Raw genomic sequence first — 17902 nt, forward strand, 5'->3', positions numbered from 1 at the left:
ATGACCTCGGACCAGGACGTGCTGTGGCGTCGTTGCGTGCACCTGGGCCGCGTCCTGCTGCCACTGATGGACCAGGAGCCATGGCGCCAGGCCCGTCGCCACGAGAACCTGCGGGACCGGGGCATCGACACTGCGGTAGGGGAGCGGCTGATCGAGATCTCAGCGGCCCTGGCCGCCTACGCCGCCGCCACCGACCCTCCACTGTCCACCGCGGAACTTGACGCTCTGCCTCTGAACGCGGTGGTCGAAGCGCTGAACGACAAATGCGACGTCGAACTTCTCGCCGGGCTTCCGGACACGTTCGCCGACGGCCGCGACGAACTCGCCGTCAACCTCTATCGCCTGTGCTCCTACCTGGTCGTCGGGCTGACGAACCACCGGCTCCTCCAGATGAGAAGCGAGGCCCGCCATGCACTGGTGACCCTCGCCAATCGTTCACGGACGACATCCCCCACGTGCGAAGACCTCTTCCGCTGGGCCGTCGAAGCCGGCCTGGCACAGTGATCAAAGCGTTTTCGCCCCGCAGCGCGGTAAACAGACCTCGCCCACGTCCAGCCCGTACCGCTCCGCCCAGGTTCCCCAGACCTTGCGCTGGTTGCTCACCGCATCGATCAACGTGCCGTCGACGTCGAACAGGACGTACTTCATGCGGCTCGGCCGCGTAGGTTCACTGGTCATCAACACCGTTGGGCCATGGTTGCGGGCGCAGGCCTCAGAGCCGGTCAAGCGGGACATGCTCGCCGCCGCGTCGGACCTCACATACCTGACGGGCTGGATGGCCATGTACGAGAAGGTTCACGGCCTGGGGCAGACCTACTACGGCAAGGCTCTCAAACTTGCCGACGAAGCAGGCGATCATGTCACCTACTGCCGCACACTGCGGGGCATGTCGCTGCGTGATCCAAGGGCGCCTCCGGGGGAGCTGACGACAAACCCCGGAGGCGGCGCGATCCCAGGCGCGCGCCTCCGCGCTCAGCAGCACGCGATCCGGCCCGGCGCAACGGCGTCAGGTCTAGAAGACCGACTCCGTCTCCTCCATCCGGTCCGTCGGTACCGTCTTCAGTTCGGTCACCGCCTCCGCCAGTGGCACCATCACCACCTCCGTGCCGCGCAGCGCGGTCATCATGCCGAACTCACCGCGGTGCGCCGCCTCGATCGCGTGCCAGCCGAAGCGGGTGGCGAGCACCCTGTCGTACGCGGTCGGCGTGCCGCCGCGCTGGACGTGGCCGAGGATGACCGGCTTGGCCTCCTTGCCGAGCCGCCTCTCCAACTCGTAGGCCAGTGCGGTGCCGATGCCCTGGAAGCGCTCGTGGCCGTACTGGTCGATCTCGCCCTTGCCGTAGTCCATCGTGCCCTCGGCGGGGTGCGCGCCTTCGGCGACGCAGACGACGGCGAACTTCTTGCCGCGGGCGAAGCGCTCCTCGACCATCTTGACGAGATCGGCGGGATCGAAGGGGCGCTCGGGCAGGCAGATACCGTGGGCGCCGGCCGCCATACCCGACTCCAGGGCGATCCAGCCGGCGTGCCGGCCCATGACCTCGACGACCATCACACGCTGGTGGGACTCCGCCGTCGTCTTCAGGCGGTCCATGGCCTCGGTGGCCACGGTCACCGCCGTGTCGAAACCGAAGGTCCGGTCCGTGGACGAGATGTCGTTGTCGATCGTCTTGGGAACGCCGACCACGGGCAGGCCCGCGTCCGACAGCATCCGCGCCGCCGTGAGCGTGCCCTCGCCGCCGATCGGGATCAGCGCGTCGATACCGAAGTCGCGGATCATGTCCGAGGCGTTCTCGCAGGCCTCGCGGAGGCGGTCGCGTTCCAGGCGGGAGGAGCCGAGAATGGTGCCGCCGCGGGCCAGGATGCCGCTCACGGCGTCGAGGTCGAGGCTTCGGTAGTGACCGTCGAGCATGCCCCGGTAGCCGTCCTCGAAGCCGATCACCTCGTCGCGGTACTGCGTGACCGCTCGGTGCACGACTGACCGGATCACTGCGTTCAGGCCCGGGCAGTCGCCGCCTGCGGTGAGTACTCCGATGCGCATCGTGCTGTATCTCCTGCTCGCTGTCGATATCGGTGAGCTCATCCGATTGTTTCACGGCTCCCGGCAGGCGGCGTTGTCACAACAGCCCCTGCCCTGACGGGCGCCTTAACCAGCGCCAAGGGTATTGTCAAGAGGGTTCCGCTAACCCTCACGGACGATTTTTTGCGGACCTATAACCCCATAAAAATATCCGTAATCGGTCGTAGACGACCCGGGGGCCGCAAGAGCCCTGCTCGCCGCCCCCGTGAGACGAAACGGAGATCACGCGTGACGCGCAGCGTGTACGTGACCGGGATCGACCGCGGCGACGGCCGCCAGGTCGTCGATCTGGGGTTCATGGAGCTCCTGACCCGGCAGGTCGACCGGGTGGGTGTCTTCCGCCCCCTCGTCCACGACGACGGGCCGGACCGTCTCTTCGAGCTGCTGCGCGCCCGCTACCGACTCACCCAGGACCCGGCGACCGTCTACGGCATGGGGTACGAGGAGGCCTCCGCGCTCCAGGCGGAGCGGGGCACGGACGAGCTGGTGTCCGCGCTCGTCGACCGGTTCCACATCGTGGCCCGCGACTACGACGTCGTCCTCGTCCTCGGCACCGACTTCGCCGACACCCAGCTCCCGGACGAACTGGCCCTCAACGCCCGGCTCGCCAACGAGTTCGGGGCGTCCGTGATACCCGTGGTGGGCGGACGCGGTCAGACTCCCGAGTCGGTGCGCGCCGAGACGCGCAACGCCTATCGCGCGTATGCCGGCCTGGGCTGTGACGTCCTCGCCATGATCGTCAACCGGGTCGCCGGCGAGGACCGGGACAAGATCGCCGACCGTCTCGAGTCCCGGCTCCCGGTGCCCTGCCACGTCCTTCCCGACGAGCCCGCTCTCTCGGCCCCGACGGTCGCCCAGATCGCCCACGCGCTGGGCGCCCGGGTCGTACTCGGTGACGACTCGGGGCTGGCGCGGGACGTCCTCGACTTCGTCTTCGGCGGCGCGATGCTGCCGAATCTCCTCGCCGCACTGACCCCGGGCTGCCTGGTGGTGACCCCGGGCGACCGCGCGGACCTGGTCGTCGGCTCGCTCGCCGCACACAGTGCGGGCAACCCGCCGATCGCCGGTGTGCTGCTCACCCTGGACGAGGTACCCGGCGAGGAGATCCTCACCCTCGCCGCCCGGCTCGCCCCGGGCACCCCGGTGCTCTCGGTGCCCGACAACAGCTTTCCCACCGCCGCCCGGCTCTTCTCCCTGGAGGGGAAGCTGAACGCGGCCACCCCGCGCAAGGCGGAGCGGGCGCTCGGCCTCTTCGAGCGGTACGTCGACACCACCGCCCTCCTCACCCGGGTGTCCGCACCGAGCAGCGACCGGGTCACCCCGATGATGTTCGAGCACAAGCTGCTGGAGCAGGCCCGCGCCGACAAGCGCCGGGTCGTGCTTCCGGAGGGCACCGAGGAGCGTGTGTTGCACGCGGCCGAGGTGCTGCTGCGCCGGGGCGTCTGTGACCTCACGCTGCTCGGGCCCGTCGACCAGATCCGCAAGAAGGCCGCCGACCTCGGCATCGACCTCGGCGACGCGCGGCTGATCGACCCGGCCGTCTCCGAGCTGCGCGACGCCTTCGCCGAGAAGTACGCCCGGCTGCGCGCGCACAAGGGCGTCACGGTCGAGCTGGCGTACGACGTCGTCGCCGACGTGAACTACTTCGGCACCCTGATGGTCCAGGAGGGCCTCGCCGACGGCATGGTCTCGGGGTCCGTGCACTCCACGGCCGCCACCATCCGGCCCGCCTTCGAGATCATCAAGACACGGCCCGATGCGAAGATCGTCAGCTCGGTCTTCTTCATGTGCCTGGCCGACAAGGTGCTCGTCTACGGCGACTGCGCCGTGAACCCCGACCCGGACGCCGAGCAGCTCGCCGACATCGCCGTCCAGTCGGCTGCCACCGCCGAGCAGTTCGGCGTGGAGCCGCGGATCGCGATGCTGTCGTACTCCACCGGCACCTCCGGCTCGGGCGCCGACGTCGACAAGGTGCGCAAGGCCACCGAGCTGGTGCGACAGCGCCGCGACGACCTGAAGATCGAGGGTCCGATCCAGTACGACGCCGCCGTCGAGCCCACCGTCGCGGCGACCAAGCTGCCCGGCTCTCAGGTCGCGGGGCAGGCGTCCGTGCTGATCTTCCCGGACCTCAACACCGGCAACAACACCTACAAGGCCGTGCAGCGCTCGGCCGGCGCCATCGCGGTCGGCCCGGTCCTGCAGGGCCTGCGCAAACCCGTCAACGACCTGTCCCGGGGCGCCCTCGTCCAGGACATCGTCAACACCGTCGCCATCACGGCCATCCAGGCCCAGGCCCCCCACGGGAAGGCGAGCGCCCAGTGAGCCCGTTTCACGTCCTCGTCCTCAACTCCGGCTCGTCGTCGGTGAAGTACCAGCTACTGGACATGCGTGACCGCAGCCGGCTGGCCCTGGGCCTCGTCGAGCGCATCGGCGAGCAGACGTCCCGGATCACGCACACGGTGCTCGCCACGGGCGAGACCCGTGAGCAGAACGGGCCGATCGCCGACCACGACACCGCCCTCAAGACCGTCGCGGAGGAGCTGGCCAGGGACGGGCTCGGGATCGACTCGCCCGAGCTGGCCGCCATCGGCCACCGCGTGGTGCACGGCGGCATGTTCTTCACCGAGCCCACCGTCATCGACGACGCCGTCATCACCGAGATCGAGCGGCTGGTCCCCGTCGCGCCGCTGCACAACCCGGCCAATCTCACCGGCATCCGTACGGCCATGGCGTTGCGCCCGGACCTGCCGCAGGTCGCCGTCTTCGACACCGCGTTCCACACGACCATGCCGGAGTCCGCGGCCCGTTACGCGCTCGACGTGAGGATCGCCGACCGGTACCGGGTGCGGCGGTACGGGTTCCACGGGACCTCGCACGCGTATGTGTCCCGGGCGACCGCCAGGCTGCTCGGCAAGGAGCCGGAAGACGTCAACGTCATCGTGCTGCACCTGGGCAACGGGGCGTCCGCCTCCGCGATCAGGGGCGGCCGGTGCGTGGACACCTCCATGGGGCTCACCCCGCTGGAGGGGCTCGTGATGGGGACGCGCTCCGGCGACCTGGACCCCGCCGTCATCTTCCATTTGCAGCGGGTCGGCGGAATGTCCATGGACGAGATCGACACTCTGCTCAACAAGCGGAGCGGTCTGTTCGGCCTGTGCGGCGACAACGACATGCGGGAGATACGGCGCAGGATCGACGAGGGCGACGAGGAGGCGCGGCTCGCCTTCGAGATCTACATCCATCGGCTGAGGAAGTACATAGGCGCCTACTACGCGGTACTCGGGCGGGTGGACGCGATCGCCTTCACCGCCGGGGTGGGCGAGAACGCGGCCCCGGTGCGGGAGGCGGCCGTTGCGGGCCTGGAGGAGCTGGGACTGGCGGTGGACGGTGATCTGAACGCCGTACGCAGCGACGAGCCACGGTTGATCTCGCCCGTGTCCGCGCGGGTGGCGGTCGCCGTGGTGCCCACCGACGAGGAACTGGAGATTGCCACACAGACCTACGCACTGGTCGGAAAGAACAGGAAAGAGCAGTAACGCCTGAGCGTCTGTCCGCCCATTTGTATGGCCTCTTAGACGAATATTCCGCAGCGAAACAAACCGATAGGATCGCGCCATGCGCCGTTCGAAAATCGTCTGCACTCTCGGCCCCGCGGTCGACTCCCACGAAATGCTCGTCGCGCTGATCAAAGCCGGCATGAACGTGGCCCGCTTCAACTTCAGCCACGGCTCGCACCAAGAGCACGAGGCGCGGTACGCCCGCGTCCGCGCCGCGTCCGCCGAGATCGGCAAGGCGGTCGGCGTCCTCGCCGACCTACAGGGCCCGAAGATCCGTCTGGAGACCTTCGCCGAGGGCCCGGTGGAGCTGGTGCGCGGTGACGAGTTCGTCATCACCACCGAGGACGTACCGGGTGACAAGTCGATCTGCGGGACGACGTACAAGGGTCTGCCGGGCGATGTCTCCAAGGGCGACCAGGTCCTGATCAACGACGGCAACGTCGAGTTGAAGGTGCTGGACGTAGAAGGCCCCCGGGTCAGGACGATCGTCATCGAGGGCGGCATCATCTCCGACCACAAGGGCATCAACCTGCCCGGCGCGGCGGTGAACGTCCCGGCGCTGTCCGAGAAGGACATCGAGGACCTGCGGTTCGCGCTGCGCATGGGCTGCGACATGGTCGCGCTCTCCTTCGTGCGGAACGCCGACGACGTCAAGGACGTCCACCGCGTCATGGACGAGGAGGGCCGCCGCGTCCCGGTCATCGCCAAGGTGGAGAAGCCGCAGGCGGTGGCGAACATGCACGACGTCGTGATGGCGTTCGACGGCGTGATGGTCGCCCGCGGCGACCTGGCCGTCGAATACCCCCTGGAAAAGGTCCCGATGGTGCAGAAGCGGCTCATCGAGATGTGCCGCCGCAACGCCAAGCCGGTGATCGTGGCCACCCAGATGATGGAGTCGATGATCACCAACTCCCGTCCGACGCGTGCCGAGGCGTCCGACGTGGCCAACGCCATCCTGGACGGCGCCGACGCGGTCATGCTGTCGGCAGAGTCCTCCGTGGGCGCGTACCCGGTCGAGACGGTCAAGACGATGTCGAAGATCGTCTCCGCGGCCGAGGAGGAGCTGATCTCCAAGGGCCTCCAGCCGCTCGTGCCGGGCAAGAAGCCGCGTACACAGGGTGGTTCGGTGGCCCGTGCCGCCGCTGAGATCGCGGACTTCCTCGGCGGCAAGGGCCTGGTGGCCTTCACCAAGTCCGGCGACACCGCCCGTCGGCTCTCCCGCTACCGTGCGACTCAGCCGATCCTCGCGTTCACCACGGACGAGTCCACCCGCAACCAGCTCACGCTGAGCTGGGGCGTGGAGTCGCACATCGTGCCGTTCGTGAACAGCACCGACGAGATGGTCGACCAGGTCGACCAGGAGCTGGTGAAGCTCAAGCGGTTCAACGACGGTGACATCGTGGTCATCACCGCCGGTTCCCCGCCCGGTATCCCCGGCACCACCAACATGGTCCGCGTCCACCACCTGGGCGAGAACCACCACTGACACACCGAAGCTCGGGCGTCCCCTGCGCTCAGGGGACGCCCGAGCAGTGCACGGCTCTCGAACGAGTTCTTCGGCTGCTGTTCAGCTCGCGCCGGTGACGTACTGGTGCATGCCGGGCAGGCGCAGCGTCCCGCCGAACTGGCCGGCCTGGGTGACCTTCACCTTGGTGAAGTAGATCAGCGGGATGTTCAGCGGCGGCGGCTTGTCCGGGCTGAACGTGACCGGTATCAGCCCGAACAGGTTGCCGGAGATGCTCTCCGTGTACATCACGGTGTCGCCGTCACGGATGGTCGACGTCGAGCCCTTGGCGGCCTGGACGTGGTACGTCAGGCCGTTCGGACCGACGACGAGCTGGTGCAGGTCGCCGATGTCGGTCCCCCCGGAGATCACGTACTTCAGGACCTTCTTGACCGTGCCGTTGGCCGTGCGGACCTTGACGACGCCCTGGTAGTCCGCGCTCTTTAGCAGCAGCGAACTGGCCTGGAGCTGCCAGGGGTCGTCGGGCAGCGCCACGATGTTCTCGACACCGCCCTCCGCGTCCGTGGCCGCTGGGCACTCGTCCGCGGACGGGGTGGCGCTCTCGGACGGGCTCGGGGACGCGGTCTCCGACGGCTGCACGGTGTCGTTCGCCGGCGGGGTCGCCTCGGAGGTCTCCTTCGCCGTCGTGTCCGCCGTGTCGGTCGGGTCGGTCGTGTCCGCCGTGTCCTTCGCGGTGTCCTCGACCGTGTCGGTGGCCTTCTCGGCCGTGTCCCTGGCGGTCTCGGCGGCGGAGTCCGAACTGCCCTCGGTCGCGGAGGCCGAGGGGGACGGTGTGGCGGAGTCGCTCGTCGACGATCCGTCACCGGGCGTCAGGGCGTCCTTGAGCGCGTTGCCCAGGTCGTCCAGCAGGTTTCCGCCGCTCGCCGAGGCGGACGGGGTCGGCGCGGGCGCGTCCGTGGCCGACGAGGTGTCCGGGGAACCCGCCGAGGGTGTGGGCGAGGACGCGGACGGCGTGTGTGTCACCTTGCCGTCGGAACGCGAACGTGCCGCCGAAGAGAGCGCGTTGTCGGACGTCTCGTCCGCGGACCCCGAGGGGGTCGGCTCCGCCGTGTCCGTGGACTTCGAAGCGCTCGCCGATGCGGACGGCGACGGTGTGGCCGACGCGTCCTTGGAGTCCTCCGAACCGGTCAGGGCCTCCACGCACTTCTGGTACTCGTCGGCGGTCAGGCTCTTGGCCGCCGGCTTGTCGTCGGCGCGGGCGAGCGAGGAGTTGAGTCCCATGCCCATGAGGAGCGCCGTCGGCATCGCCGCCAGGGCCATCGCCTTGCCGGCCGGCATGTGGAATCTGGTGAACAGCGGCTTTCTGGGGGCCGCGTGGCGCGGCCCGGTTCTCTCACGGGACTCCTCTGCATCAGTCCCGTGGGCCACCTCGTCAGCCGGCACTGTGCCTCCCGTTCGCCCCGTTCGCCGGGCTCGTTCCTGACAGATCGTTCGGCTCGCTCACCTCGTCCACAGGCCCCTCGGGCGCACTCTGTGGAGCATCGCCCTGCCCGTCGTCGTCGGGCTTCGCCGGCACGACCTCGGGCCCGGCCTCGGGCTTGACCCCGGTCGCCTCGGGCTTGACCTCGGGCTGCGCCCCGGCCTCGGCCTCGGGCTCGCCCGGCACCCAGGCGACCGCCATCGCACCGCCGATCAGGGCGAGCAGGAAGCCGACCACGAAGCCGCCGAAGTTGGAGACCGGGATGGACACCAGCGCCAGGAGGATGGCCGCGACTCCCGCAAAGGTCCGTACATGCCGCTGGAACCAGAGACTGACGCCCAGCACGACGAGCAGCACGCCGATGATGAGAGACCCGGCCCCCGCGGTGGTGGACATGGCCAGCGTGAGATGCCCGAGCTGCAGGTTCGCATACGGGAAGTACATGATCGGGAAGCCGCCCAGCAGGACGAAGAGTCCGGCCCAGAACGGACGGGTGCCTCTCCAGTCACGGAAGTTCCGCCGGAGGACTCGGAGGTAGTGCTCGTTCTGCCCAGGCGACTCGGCGCTCATGGAAACAGCTCCCTGGAACGGTGTTGCTGTGAGACGTACTGGTGATGCGGAAAGGGGTGGGGCGGGCGAGCCGGCCACAGGGCTGCTCGCCCGCCCCCGGGGTGCCTAGTAGCACTCCTTGGTACCCGTGGACAGCGACATCTTGAGACCGCTGAGCTTGAAGGTGCCGGCGGTGGTCGCCCACGCCTTCTGCTTCACGTTCTTCAGCGTCACCGAGTCGGCCTGCTGGGCGAACCCGAAGGGGTTGGCGCGCCCCTGCTCGATCTCGCCCCGGTTCATGCCAGGACCCTTCGAGGCGTCCTTGGCGGCCACGCCGATCTCGATGTTCTTGAACTCGGCGTCGGCGCCGAGTTCCTCGACATCGATGTACAGGTTCTCGGCGTGCACCGGAGTGCTGCCGCCGCCGGCCTTCAGGATGAGGCTGACGGAGCCGAGCACCGGAATGTTCGGCGTGACGACCGACTGACACATCTTCTTGAGGTCGGCCGACTTGAACCCCGAGACCGCGACCGGGTGAGCCGTCTTCTTGCCGTCGAGGGTGTACCCGTCGTCCAGGGCCCCGTACTGCGAGAAGCCCTTGCCCTCGAGTTCAGCCACCGTCACCTTGAACGACTGACCCGACACACTGAACGACGCGGCAAGAGCGCCCTGCGCGAGGGCGACGCCTATCGCTGCCGTCGCGGCGACGCTGGGCACCATGACCACAGCGAACCGCTTCCATCTGGTCCCGCCACGCACCTGGGACTGCATATTTCCTCCTTCTCGGACGTACATCTCCTGACCCCGGCTCGCTACCGGTCGGCGGCTCAGCCGGTCAGGGATGGGAGAAGTGCTACGTCCTCGGGAAGGAGAGCGCCCGCGCTCGACGGCACAAACAGCGCCCGAATCACCGGCGATCACCCCCGAGCGACAACCACTGGTCGCGCCTGACACGCATCACGCACAACCTGTCGGACAGGCTCCGCCGCGGCGGAGACCCCCCTGCCCAGGACCCGGCGCCACTGCCGCCGGCTCCTGCTCGGTGGGGACCCACGAAAATCCGTTGCCCCGACTGGCTGACGGGTACGGCAATGGACCGAGCGTCGCCGATCGTGGTGCATTCTCGCCGCCCCCGCAAGGGGTTCGTTACTCGCTAGTAACGGCCGGATAACCAAACAACGACGCGTCAGCATCAACCGGCAACTCTTGGTGAACCAAAAGGAGATGACGAAACAACAGAAGTGCGGACAGAACCGGGCAGCTCAACAGGCCCGGCTTACTCCAAGTAACAGCGGCCGCGTTTACCAAGATTTGGTAAAGCGCGGCCGCGATGTGTCTTGGTCGGCAAATCTTTGGCCCAAGGCTTACAGCCCAGGGAGTTTAACGACTGGTCAGAACAGAGCCCGTGCGAGCGCCCGACGCGCCGCGGTCACACGCGGATCGTCGGCCCCGACCACCTCGAAGAGTTCCAGCAACCTGAGCCGCACGGCGTCCCTGTCCCCACCCGCCGTGCGCTGCACGGTCTCGATGAGTCGACCGAACGCGTCCTCCACGTGCCCGCCCACCAGGTCCAGGTCCGCGGCGACGATCTGCGCCTGTACGTCACCGGGCTTTTCCGCGGCGTCCTTGCGCACCCGCTGCGGATCCAGGTCCCGCACCCGCTGCAGCAACTCCGCCTGGGCCAGGCCCAGTTTGGCCTCCGTGTTGCCCGGGTCGTCGCTCAGCACGTTCTTGTACGCCTGAACCGCACCGCCCAGGTCGCCCGCGTCCAGGGCCCGTACGGCGGCCTCCAGCAGCGCGTCGTAGGGACCCGCGGCGGGCTGGGGCGCCACCTGGGCGCCACCCGGCTCCGCGTCGGCGTCGACGGTCAGACCGGTCAGACCGAAGCGCTGCTCGGCGACCTCGACGAGCTGGTCGAGGGTCGCGCGGATCTGCTGCTCGGGGGTGACACCCTGGAAGAGGGGCAGCGCCTGCCCGGCGACGACGGCGAAGACGGCCGGGATCCCCTGGACCCCGAACTGCTGCATCAGCGTCTGGTTGGCATCGACATCGATCTTGGCGAGCACGAAGCGGCCGTTGTACTCGGTGGCCAGGCGCTCCAGGACCGGGCTCAGCTGCTTGCAGGGCTGGCACCACTCGGCCCAGAAGTCGATGACGACGGGCACCTCGGTGGACCGCTGCAGGACATCCCGCTCGAACCCCGCCTCATCGACGTCGATGACGAGGTCGGCCGGGGAGACCGCCCCTCCCCCGCCCTGCCGGGCCGCTTCGGCGCGCGCCTGCTCCGCCTTCGCCTTGGCCTCCTGGGCGGCCTTCACTGCGGCGAGGTCGACGACTCCGCTCATGGACATGTTCCGTGGCTGCATGAGTACATCCTCCCCCTTCCGTACGCCGCTGTGAAAAGCGCTGTCAAAGCCGTGCCTCGGCCGGTCCTGCTCCGCGCCGGGTCCCCACCCGGCGCCAGTGGTCGTCGCTCACGCGTGCGTCGCCATCTCATTGACGTCCACGCTTTCGCTACGAGTCGTAGCGTAACTGCTTGCGGGGGTCGCCGCGGCCGGCCCGCCGGTGATCTCCCTCACCACTTCACAGAACGCCCGGATACCGGCCACCGCGCCGACGGATAAGGTCACCGCCATGCAGAGCAGTACTCCCGCCGCCCGAACGGGGCGCCCGCGCAGTGCCGCCGCGGACGCCGCGATCCTCGAGGCGACGCGGGAGGCGCTGGTGGAGCTGGGCTGGTCGAAACTCACGCTGTCGGACGTGGCGACGCGGGCGGGAGTCGCGAAGACCACGCTCTACCGTCGCTGGGCGGGCAAGCACGAACTCGTGGTGGACGCGGTGGCTGCGCTCTTCGACGAGCTGGAGCTGCCCGACCGGGGCAGCCTGGCAGCCGACATCGAGGGTGTGGTGCTCCAGTTCGCGGCGATCCTGGACCGCCCGGAGGCGAAGAGCGGGCTGATGGCGGTGGTCGCCGAGTCGACCCGGGACGATGCCCTGCGCGAACGCATCCGCACCTCGATCGTGAACCGTCAGAAACGCCTGGTGCTGGAAGGTCGGGCCCGTGCCACCGTCCGCGGCGAACTGCCCCCGGAACAGAGCCCGGACGCCGCCTCCCGCTCAGCGGACCTGATCTTCGACGTGGTGGCGGGAGCGGTGGTGCACCGCACCCTGGTCAGCGCCCGCCCTGCGGACGAGGAGTGGGTACGCGGCCTGACAAGGGTGCTGCTGCTGGGGCTGGCGGGGGCGGCGTCGGCCTCGTGACCACACCGCCCCGCCCGCTCATGGCCAGGGGCTAGAAGCCGGCCGGCTCCGTGTACACACCCCACTCGTCCCGCAGCACCCCGCAGATCTCCCCGAGCGTCGCCTCCGCGCGTACCGCGTCCAGCATGGGCTCGATCATGTTGGAGCCGTCCCGCGCCGCCCGCAGCATCGCGTCCAGGGCCGAGCGCACCGCCACGTCGTCCCGCGCCGCCCGCCGGTCCGCGAGCACCCGCACCTGCTCACGTTCCACCTCGTGGCTGACCCGCAGGATCTCCAGGTCACCGGTGACCGACCCGGTGGCGACGTTCACGCCCACCACCTTCTTGTCACCCTTCTCCAGCGCCTGCTGGTAGCGGAACGCGGACTCCGCTATCTCGCCCGTGAACCAGCCGTCCTCGATCCCGCGCAGGATCCCGGAAGTGATCGGCCCGACCGGATGCCGCCCGTCGGGATGCGCCCGCAGGCCCCGCTCCTTGATCTGCTCGAAGATCTTCTCGGCGTCGGCCTCGATCCGGTCCGTCAGCTGCTCCACGTACCACGAACCGCCCAGTGGGTCGGCGACGTTGGCGACGCCGGTCTCCTCCATGAGCACCTGCTGCGTCCGCAGCGCGATCTCCGCCGCCTGCTCGCTCGGCAGTGCCAGCGTCTCGTCCAGCGCGTTCGTGTGCAGCGAGTTCGTTCCGCCGAGCACCGCCGCCAGCGCCTCCACCGCCGTACGCACCACGTTGTTGTACGGCTGCTGTGCCGTCAGCGAGACCCCGGCGGTCTGCGTGTGGAAGCGCAGCCACTGTGCCTTCTCGCTCTTCGCGCCGTACACGTCCCGCATCCACCGCGCCCAGATGCGGCGCGCCGCACGGAACTTGGCGATCTCCTCGAAGAAGTCGACGTGCGCGTCGAAGAAGAAGGACAGACCGGGGGCGAAGACGTCCACGTCAAGGCCGCGGCTCAGCCCCAGCTCCACGTATCCGAACCCGTCCGCCAGCGTGTACGCGAGCTCCTGGGCGGCCGTGGCACCGGCCTCCCGGATGTGGTAGCCGGAAACGGACAGCGGCTTGTACGCGGGGATGCCCGCCGCGCAGTGCTCCATCAGGTCGCCGATGAGACGGAGGTGCGGCTCGGGCTGGAAGAGCCACTCCTTCTGCGCGATGTACTCCTTGAAGATGTCCGTCTGGAGCGTGCCGTTCAGTACGGCCGGGTCCACGCCCTGACGCTCGGCGGCGACCAGGTACATGCAGAAGACGGGGACGGCCGGCCCACTGATGGTCATCGAGGTCGTCACATCGCCCAGCGGAATGTCCTTGAACAGGACCTCCATGTCCGCCGCCGAGTCGATCGCCACCCCGCAGTGCCCGACCTCGCCGAGCGAACGCGGGTCGTCGGAGTCACGGCCCATGAGCGTCGGCATGTCGAAGGCGACGCTCAGGCCTCCCCCGCCGGCCTCCAGGATCATTTTGTAGCGTTCGTTCGTCTGTTCGGCGTTGCCGAATCCGGCGAACTGCCGGATGGTCCAGGTCCGCCCCCGGTAGCCGGTCGGGTACAGGCCACGGGTGAACGGGTACTCACCCGGCCAGCCGATCCGCTCGAAGCCCTCGTACGTATCCCTGGGCCGTGGTCCGTACACGGGCTCCACCGGGTCGCCGGAGAGCGTCGTGAAGTCGGCCTCGCGGGTGCGCGAGGCGTCGTAGCGGGCCTGCCAGCGTCGGCGGCCCTCCTCGATGGCGTCAGCGTCCATACCCTCGAATTTACTAGGACGTCCAAGTAAATGTCGACGGCAGACCGCCGTACGCGTTCCGTACGGCGGTGTGGGCCGGGTCTCAGACCTTTCAGGCCTTGGCGGCCACGGGCTCCGCGTCCGCGAGCCTGGCCTCCAGCTCCTTGCTGACCTTGCGCTCCACGAAGAACGCGGCCGTCGGGATCGTGCCCGCCAGCAGCACCCAGAGCTGCTTGCCGACCGGCCACTTCGCCTTGGCACCCAGGTCGAAGGCGAAGACGAGGTAGACGACGTAGAGCCAGCCGTGCGCGATGGCCACGACACGGGTCAGGTCGGCGGCGCCGTCCATGCCGAGGCCGTACTTGGCGACCATGCCGAGACACAGCAGGACCAGCAGCGCACCGGTGATGTAGGCCATGACGCGGTAGCGGGTCAGCACGCTTCGTTTCATGGGTATGAGCGTAACCGCCGGTTTGGGGCGATCTTCCGGCACCCCCGGCGCCCCCGTGGCCGTGTTCCTCCAGGAAGGAGAGGGGGTCAGTCCTCCTTGAAGTCCCCCGCGGCGACCCGCAGCGGCCGCAGCATCGCGAAGAGCTCGCCGCACTGCTCCGCGTCGTAGGCACCGAGCCCGAAGTCCATCGCCATCAGGTCGCGGGTGGCCGCGTCGCACACCTCGCGGCCCTTGTCGGTGATGGAGGCGAGGGTGCCGCGGCCGTCGTCGGGATTGGGCCGCTTGGCGACGAGGCCGGACCTCACCAGACGGTCGACGGTGTTCGTGACGGACGTGGGGTGCACCATGAGCCGCTCACCGATCTTGGACATCGGCAGCTCGCCCGCCTTGGAGAAGGTGAGCAGCACCAGCGCCTCGTAGCGCGCGAAGGTCAGTCCGTACGGTTTCACGACCGCGTCGACCTCGGCGAGCAGGATCTGCTGCGCCCGCATGATCGAGGTGATCGCGGCCATGGACGGCACGCTTCCCCACCGCTGCTTCCAGTGTTCGTCGGCGCGGGCGATGGGATCGAAGGACAGACTGAGGGGCTTCGGCACGGCATCGACCTTACCGGCCGGTCATATCGCGGTCAGCCCCGTCTCGCGTGGCGGTCGGCCGGCCGTCACGGGGCGCACACTGGAAGCGGAAGGCCATATGTCATGAGCCGAGCGTGGAGGTGAGTGATGAGCACCCTCGAAGAACACGTCGACATCAAGGTCCCCATCGATACGGCCTGGGACAGCCTTCATCGCGTGGAGAATTATCCGCGCTTCATGCAGGGAGTGCGTGACGCCCGCACGGAGACGGGCGGCCGGGCCCATCTGGACGTCGAGACGGGCGGCCGGACCCGGGAACTCGAGGCCGAGGTCTCCGACCGCGGCAGGGAACGCGTGATGAAGTGGCAGACCACGGGCACCCCCCACCTGGCGGGCACCCTCTCACTGCAGTCGATCGACCAGAACAACACGCGGATCCAGGCACGGCTCGAGTACGAACCCGAGGCCGTCAGGGAGACGTTCGGCGGACCCAAGGGATTCGCCCAGGCGAACGCGATCGAACGGGTCGTCCGCAGCGATCTGGAGCAGTTCAAGGAGTACGTGGAACGGGAGAGGTGAACAGCGCCGCAGGAACCCTCTGGGCGGCGTGAGACCACCGGACCGGTGCTAGGCCCTAAGGACCTACGGTCGCGACGGCGACCGCCGCAGTGCGTGCCGTACGGCCCGCTGTGCCACCGGCCCCAGGCCTTCGAGCGCCGCCATGAGAGATCCGAGGTGCTCCAGCGCGGCGAACGCGGCCGACGCGCCCTGCTTGTCGACGCCCTCGTAGAGTTCGATCCCGACGAAGGACGCCGACACCGCGCGGGCAAGACCGGCCGCGTCCGCGAACTCACCCAGGGGTGTCGAGGCGAGCACCCGGGTCAGGACCCGCTCGATCTCCACGATCCACAGGTCCAGCCCGGCCGCCGTCGCCGGCGCGAGCCGGGGATGCGTCTGAGCTCCCGCGAGCAACTGGCCGAGGACCGCCACATGCCCCGCCGCCTTCTCCTCCTGGTGCATCTCCCGCCCGAACGCGAGGAGTTCACCGAGCGAGCCGATCCGGTCGAGCCGCTCCCGGTAGACCTCCACCCGTTGCCGGGTTCCGTACCGGCACGCCGCCGCGAGCAGCTCGTCCACCGATCCGAAGTGGTAGAAGACCAGCGCCTGGTTGACCCCGGCGGTGGCCGCGATCGTACGGGCCGACGTCCCGGCGATGCCCTGCTCGGTCAGCGTCCGCAGGGCCCCCTCCAGCAACTTCTGTTTCGTCGCCTCGCTCATGCCCGCGCCTCCTCCCGGATGGGCCTGAGCCCGGGACGCACCCCGAGCACACCGGCGTCCGTGTAGGACGCGGTGAACGATCCCTCATAGCCGAACAGCGGGCCGACGTACCGGTTCACCACCCGCACCCGGATCCGGAAGCGCCCCACGGACTCGTCGTACGACTCCCTCACCTCGGCCTGGCCGCCGATGAGTTCCGGCACACGCACGTCCACCGGCCCTTCCCGGAAGCGGTGTTCACCGGAACGGATCAGCAGTGAACCGTCCGGCTCCGCCCGGAGGTGCAGGTCGCTCGCCAGGTGCTGGTGCGTGCCCAGGTAGTCGAGGACTCGGTCACCCCGGGGGCCGAGCACCATCTGCGCGTCGAAACGGCGGGCGCGGCCGGGGAGGTCGAAGGTGCGCACGAAGGACACCGTCTCCCGGCCGAATGTGTCGGTGTACGGCACGTTCTCGATGGTGAAGGGGACGTTCCGCCCTTGGCGGGGAACGAGGATGTGCCGTGTGCCGCCGAGCGCAAGGAACGGCTTGACCAATCCCCTGCCGTGCCAGATGCGGTCCATCACTCCGCGCCCCGTGCAGGCCTCGCCGCCGGCCAGCCCCACGGAGAAGCGGCGCTGGAGCTGCGGGTGCAGCCGTCCGAAGTCGGTGCCCATCGCCGTACGGAAGATCGAGGTCATGACCGTCGCTCCAGGGCGGCGAGGAGACGCGGCGCGCACATCCGCGTGGGCGGGGTACGCAGACAGCGGCGGGCGGCGGGGGTACGGGAGAGCGGTGGCATGAGCACGGCCGCCGTGATGGCGACCGCCAGCAGCAGCGGGAACGGGTAGGCCATCGCCGCCGCGAGCGGGCCGAAGAGGTGCGGGAGGGAGCCCAGGCCGAGGCCGGCGCAGGCGACGGTGACGACCAGGGCACGGACGGCCACTTCCACGAGCCAGTTCACGAGGGCGCGCTCCGGTGCGACCCCCCGCTCCAGCCACAGCCGCAGCCGGTCGAAGGACCAGGCGGTCGCCCATCCCATCAGTGGCCGGAACAGCAGGCGGTCCGCGAGCGTGCCCGCACGGCCCCAGCGTGGCCGGTAGTCGTACCCGGTGAGGAAACGAACCCCGTCATCGTCGGGGATGTACCGCCAGTAGCCGCTCCCCTCGGCGATCAGCGACAGCGGATGTGGCGAGGAGAACCGCAGCGCGGAGGTGCGCGTTCCGTCCGGGCGGGTCTTCTCCCCCGCCGACACCCCGGTCCCCGAGACCGTCAGGAACGGCAGGACGCGCGTGGCGTAGCGAAAGCGCTGCGGCTCGTCCGCTGCGCGCGGCAGGTGGTCGATCTCGGTGAAGCGGAGGTCCCAGCGCCGATGCTGCGCGGGGTCCTGCGTACGTGCCCACAGTTCGTCGAGGTCGCCGCGTATGCGCGCCTCCACGTAGAGCCCCATGGCGAATCCCCCATGTCAATGGCCTCTTTTGAGCGACCGCTCAATCAACTGCCGCGACAGTACAGCAGGTTT

General features: G+C 69.0%; 17 protein-coding genes and 2 pseudogenes. 7 read left to right on the top strand and 12 right to left on the bottom strand.

Going from position 1 to position 17902, the window contains the following annotated elements; genetic code table 11:
• Positions 1–504 carry a hypothetical protein gene (locus tag ACWDEX_RS20815; protein WP_450465141.1) on the top strand — a complete coding sequence of 168 codons (504 nt, stop codon included), beginning with the start codon at positions 1–3 and terminating at the stop codon, positions 502–504.
• Between the two features lie 33 nt (positions 505–537).
• Here ACWDEX_RS20815 and ACWDEX_RS20820 read toward each other — a convergent pair.
• A pseudogene (locus ACWDEX_RS20820) lies at positions 538–678 on the bottom strand (phosphatase); the annotation flags it as partial.
• Here ACWDEX_RS20820 and ACWDEX_RS20825 point away from each other — a divergent pair.
• Positions 668–898 (top strand): annotated as a pseudogene (locus ACWDEX_RS20825) (hypothetical protein); the annotation flags it as partial. The pseudogenes ACWDEX_RS20820 and ACWDEX_RS20825 overlap by 11 nt on opposite strands.
• Positions 899–1012: 114 nt before the next feature.
• Here the strand turns inward: ACWDEX_RS20825 and ACWDEX_RS20830 are convergent.
• Positions 1013–2038: an ATP-dependent 6-phosphofructokinase gene (locus ACWDEX_RS20830; RefSeq protein WP_450465142.1), complete on the bottom strand. Its 1026-nt coding sequence runs from the start codon at positions 2036–2038 to the stop codon at positions 1013–1015.
• Between the two features lie 267 nt (positions 2039–2305).
• On the opposite strand from ACWDEX_RS20830, the gene pta reads away from it, so the two are divergent.
• The 3 genes from pta (at position 2306) to pyk (ending at position 7120) form a co-directional block, all read left to right on the top strand.
• The gene (gene pta / locus ACWDEX_RS20835; protein WP_450465143.1) at positions 2306–4399 is read left to right on the top strand and encodes a phosphate acetyltransferase; all 2094 of its coding nucleotides are present in this window, start codon (positions 2306–2308) and stop codon (positions 4397–4399) included.
• The gene (locus ACWDEX_RS20840; RefSeq protein ID WP_450465144.1) at positions 4396–5613 is read left to right on the top strand and encodes an acetate kinase; all 1218 of its coding nucleotides are present in this window, start codon (positions 4396–4398) and stop codon (positions 5611–5613) included. Before pta ends, ACWDEX_RS20840 begins: the two co-directional genes overlap by 4 nt.
• Before the next feature lie 79 nt (positions 5614–5692).
• Complete coding sequence (gene pyk, locus ACWDEX_RS20845) at positions 5693–7120, top strand: pyruvate kinase (protein ID WP_450465145.1); 1428 nt, start codon at positions 5693–5695, stop codon at positions 7118–7120.
• Between the two features lie 81 nt (positions 7121–7201).
• Here the strand turns inward: pyk and ACWDEX_RS20850 are convergent, their stop codons facing one another.
• The 4 genes from ACWDEX_RS20850 to ACWDEX_RS20865 all read right to left on the bottom strand — a co-directional run bounded on the left by ACWDEX_RS20850 (position 7202) and on the right by ACWDEX_RS20865 (position 11494).
• Positions 7202–8542 carry a hypothetical protein gene (locus tag ACWDEX_RS20850; protein WP_450465147.1) on the bottom strand — a complete coding sequence of 447 codons (1341 nt, stop codon included), beginning with the start codon at positions 8540–8542 and terminating at the stop codon, positions 7202–7204.
• Positions 8532–9149: a DUF6114 domain-containing protein gene (locus ACWDEX_RS20855; RefSeq protein ID WP_450465148.1), complete on the bottom strand. Its 618-nt coding sequence runs from the start codon at positions 9147–9149 to the stop codon at positions 8532–8534. The genes ACWDEX_RS20850 and ACWDEX_RS20855 overlap by 11 nt, the downstream gene beginning before the upstream one ends.
• A gap of 105 nt (positions 9150–9254) precedes the next feature.
• The gene (locus tag ACWDEX_RS20860) at positions 9255–9899 is read right to left on the bottom strand and encodes a DUF6230 family protein (RefSeq protein WP_450465149.1); all 645 of its coding nucleotides are present in this window, start codon (positions 9897–9899) and stop codon (positions 9255–9257) included.
• A 620-nt stretch (positions 9900–10519) separates the two neighbouring features.
• A complete protein-coding gene (locus ACWDEX_RS20865; protein ID WP_450465150.1) occupies positions 10520–11494 on the bottom strand; it encodes a tetratricopeptide repeat protein in 975 nt (324 codons plus the stop codon).
• A gap of 268 nt (positions 11495–11762) precedes the next feature.
• Between ACWDEX_RS20865 and ACWDEX_RS20870 the strand changes: the two genes are divergently transcribed.
• Positions 11763–12389, top strand: coding sequence for a TetR/AcrR family transcriptional regulator (locus ACWDEX_RS20870; RefSeq protein ID WP_450465151.1), 627 nt, complete (start codon positions 11763–11765; stop codon positions 12387–12389).
• Positions 12390–12420: 31 nt separating this feature from the next.
• On the opposite strand, the gene ACWDEX_RS20875 is transcribed toward ACWDEX_RS20870, so the two are convergent.
• The 3 genes from ACWDEX_RS20875 to ACWDEX_RS20885 form a co-directional block, all read right to left on the bottom strand.
• Entirely contained in the window at positions 12421–14121 is a 1701-nt protein-coding gene (locus ACWDEX_RS20875; RefSeq protein ID WP_450465153.1) for an acyl-CoA mutase large subunit family protein, read from the bottom strand.
• Between the two features lie 91 nt (positions 14122–14212).
• Positions 14213–14551 (bottom strand): DUF3817 domain-containing protein, encoded by a 339-nt coding sequence (locus ACWDEX_RS20880; RefSeq protein WP_450465155.1) that lies wholly within the window; start codon positions 14549–14551, stop codon positions 14213–14215.
• A gap of 86 nt (positions 14552–14637) precedes the next feature.
• The gene (locus ACWDEX_RS20885) at positions 14638–15147 is read right to left on the bottom strand and encodes a MarR family winged helix-turn-helix transcriptional regulator (RefSeq protein ID WP_450465156.1); all 510 of its coding nucleotides are present in this window, start codon (positions 15145–15147) and stop codon (positions 14638–14640) included.
• 126 nt (positions 15148–15273) lie between these two features.
• Between ACWDEX_RS20885 and ACWDEX_RS20890 the strand changes: the two genes are divergently transcribed.
• A complete protein-coding gene (locus ACWDEX_RS20890) occupies positions 15274–15705 on the top strand; it encodes an SRPBCC family protein (RefSeq protein WP_450465158.1) in 432 nt (143 codons plus the stop codon).
• Positions 15706–15768: 63 nt separating this feature from the next.
• Here the strand turns inward: ACWDEX_RS20890 and ACWDEX_RS20895 are convergent, their stop codons facing one another.
• From ACWDEX_RS20895 to ACWDEX_RS20905, 3 genes are read right to left on the bottom strand one after another with little or no spacing between them, the layout of a single operon-like run.
• Positions 15769–16404, bottom strand: coding sequence for a TetR/AcrR family transcriptional regulator (locus ACWDEX_RS20895; protein ID WP_450465160.1), 636 nt, complete (start codon positions 16402–16404; stop codon positions 15769–15771).
• Positions 16401–17081 carry a DUF4166 domain-containing protein gene (locus ACWDEX_RS20900; RefSeq protein WP_450465161.1) on the bottom strand — a complete coding sequence of 227 codons (681 nt, stop codon included), beginning with the start codon at positions 17079–17081 and terminating at the stop codon, positions 16401–16403. The genes ACWDEX_RS20895 and ACWDEX_RS20900 overlap by 4 nt, the downstream gene beginning before the upstream one ends.
• Complete coding sequence (locus ACWDEX_RS20905; protein ID WP_450465162.1) at positions 17078–17830, bottom strand: hypothetical protein; 753 nt, start codon at positions 17828–17830, stop codon at positions 17078–17080. The genes ACWDEX_RS20900 and ACWDEX_RS20905 overlap by 4 nt, the downstream gene beginning before the upstream one ends.
• Positions 17831–17902: the final 72 nt, after the last annotated feature.

Source organism: Streptomyces sp. NPDC001020, from assembly GCF_053599115.1.